Annotated in this window: 2 protein-coding genes; one reads left to right on the top strand and one right to left on the bottom strand. The window is 55.8% G+C overall.

Annotated features, from left to right (window positions below):
- Nucleotides 1–1,171: hypothetical protein (locus EI28_RS12240; RefSeq protein WP_197018514.1), on the bottom strand; the 1,171-nt coding region annotated here is incomplete at its 3' end.
- A gap of 459 nt (nucleotides 1,172–1,630) precedes the next feature.
- On the opposite strand from EI28_RS12240, the gene EI28_RS12235 reads away from it, so the two are divergent.
- Nucleotides 1,631–2,323, top strand: coding sequence for a hypothetical protein (locus EI28_RS12235; RefSeq protein WP_048115212.1), 693 nt, complete (start codon nucleotides 1,631–1,633; stop codon nucleotides 2,321–2,323).
- Nucleotides 2,324–2,359: the final 36 nt, after the last annotated feature.

Here is a 2,359-nt window from a genome sequence, read left to right as displayed (position 1 = left end):
GGTAAGACGGGATCGTCCGGTTTTCATCCAGCTCCTGGTGACCAGCATCAAAGAGGTGCCCCAGTTCATGGATGCTCACGCACCTGCGGCCGTGTGTGGTACCCAGGTACAAGATGTCGTCAGGGACCATCTGAGCCCAGGCATGCCGATGATGATATGGGTAGTAGCCGTAAGTAGCCCCCTGTGCAGAACCGTCTGCATCGTAACCACCAACATACAGTGCAATATCTGCGGCCCAGAGATCAAGGTCGGTGTTCGGATAGATCGCTTGGACCGCAACAACGGGGTTGCTCGTGATGTTAGAATGGTTTGAGAGTTGAACCCGCTTTGAATCGGTATACGCCATTACACAGAGCGTCACCCTAATATCGTCCCGGTCAAACTGCCGGTTCGCTTCGGCTACGATATCCTGAGCGACTGTTTTCCAGTTGTCCTGATCCTGGTAGAACTGGTTATCGGTAACCACCAGCAGATTGACCGTGGCATACTGGTCCTGGAGTTCTCTCATGGAAGATTCCAGATTCTCGGGAACTTCGATCGGAGTGTATCCTTCCGGGGGCGTGAGCGTCCCGTAGTCGATAAGACTCCATTTTTCAGGATTTTCAATATCCTGAGAGCTGTAGATGACATGCAGAGGCGATGCTTCTCCCTTTGCGCGCGCTCGCGACTCGACCGGGGTGATCCAGAATGTTTCGTTACCGAAGGTTACACTCCCGACAAGGGCGTTTTCCCCGGTCGTCAGGAGAACATCGCTCCCGCCAACGCCGACGATCACCCCCTCGTACGAGTCGATGCCGTCGTCGATCTGCTCAAAATCCATCCTGTGCAGTTCGGCCTGGTACTCCTTGCCATGGATCTGGAGGGGGAGTACGCCCCGTATCTGCTTGTTCAGTGCAGCATGATCGAACGTCACGAGATCGTACCGGGTAATGCCCTTCGGGATGTTCAGCTCTTCTGGAGCGTTGATTCCGGATGCTCGCATATCGGATACCGATGTAGTACCCGTGATGAGTACATCCATAGAATCCCCGATGACCAGGACCGGCTCGCTGCTATCTGCGGGAAGGGTCCCTGTGACATCCTGGGCGCTCACCGCAGACACAACCCCCACGCCCACCAGCAGCAGCGCCGTGAGCAAGGAGAATACCCGCATTCCAGTTTTTCCGTTCATTTCGTTTTCCTCCAGTTTCTGTCCACGGAGGCAGGAGAAGCACACGTTTAAGTGCGCAGAATGTGTACATCCTGTTGCCTCCGGGCTTGCGGGGCGCGTCATCCGGGGCGTCAACCGGGGATGGGCGACCCCCGCACACAAACGGGTACCGCATGCGGCACCTTACGCATTTTGAGGTCATTAAAACATATAAAATCAGCAGGCATCGTTCGGCTGGAACCGAACACATCATAAACCTTCTTATGGCAGGACAATAATCCCCGCCCCTGGAGACAGGACCCGCCGACACCCACAGTCCCGAACACCCGCACATTTACCCATCCGCCACGCAGCAGATCGCAAAGTTTAAGATTTGTTCGGCCAGAACCGAACGACGACAGCGGGCTTTATAAGATTCCCCCTCGAATTCGGGTTTAGTTCCGGGTGCAGGAATGCCCGGGCGCTCCTTGAGGGATACTTATGAAACCATGGATCTACATGCTGGCAGCACTCTTCCTGCTCGCGGCTCTGCCTGCTGTCGCCAGCGCCGCACCACCCGCGCACAACTATGACTGTTCGGATACGACGCCGACGGCCTACGACGCACGGGTGGATCAGGCAGCGATGTACTACTCCAGCTCGTCGTCCACGAATGCACACGCATCGACGGCTTACGGTCAGTTCAGGTCGGATGCGGTGTTCTTCTTCAACGGCCACGGCCTCTACTACGACGACTCGCATAAAGGCGGTGGGATAAAGTTCTCCTCGAAATCCTGGATACTTGCCGACACCGACGGCCACTACCCGGGAAACGACCGGTACTACATAACTGACTACGGGACCGACATCAGGGATGTCCTGCTCGCGGTCTACCTCGCCTGCCATACGTCCCACTACAACCCTTACAACGGAGATCTTCTCCAGCAGACCATGAACAAAGGCGCAGACATCTGCCTGGGGTTCGACGGCGAGGTCGAGGTCGAAAACGGAAAGTGCTGGTCCGGGAGCTTCTGGGACCGGTTGCGAAACGGGGAGACCGTTGCAAGCGCCGCAAGCAATGCAAAGGACGACTGCTACTTGCACTGGCCGTTCGGTTACCATGGAGTGGACACCTACGAGATCTCCGGCAGTTACAACAGTTGTCTCACTCCCGCTCGCTACGGAGTCTATTAATGAGGTGATTCAATCATGAAACGGATATACATTGTT

Origin of the sequence: Methanoculleus sp. MH98A (genome assembly GCF_000691865.1) — an archaeon.
GTDB lineage: Archaea > Halobacteriota > Methanomicrobia > Methanomicrobiales > Methanoculleaceae > Methanoculleus.
Note: the sequence above shows the minus strand (reverse complement) of the source record. Positions and strands in the feature narration are given on the sequence as shown.

What these genes read in the sequence shown, in the direction of transcription:
- EI28_RS12235 (WP_048115212.1), top strand. Translation starts at nt 1,631, where the DNA reads ATGAAACCATGGATCTACATGCTGGCAGCACTCTTCCTGCTCGCGGCT.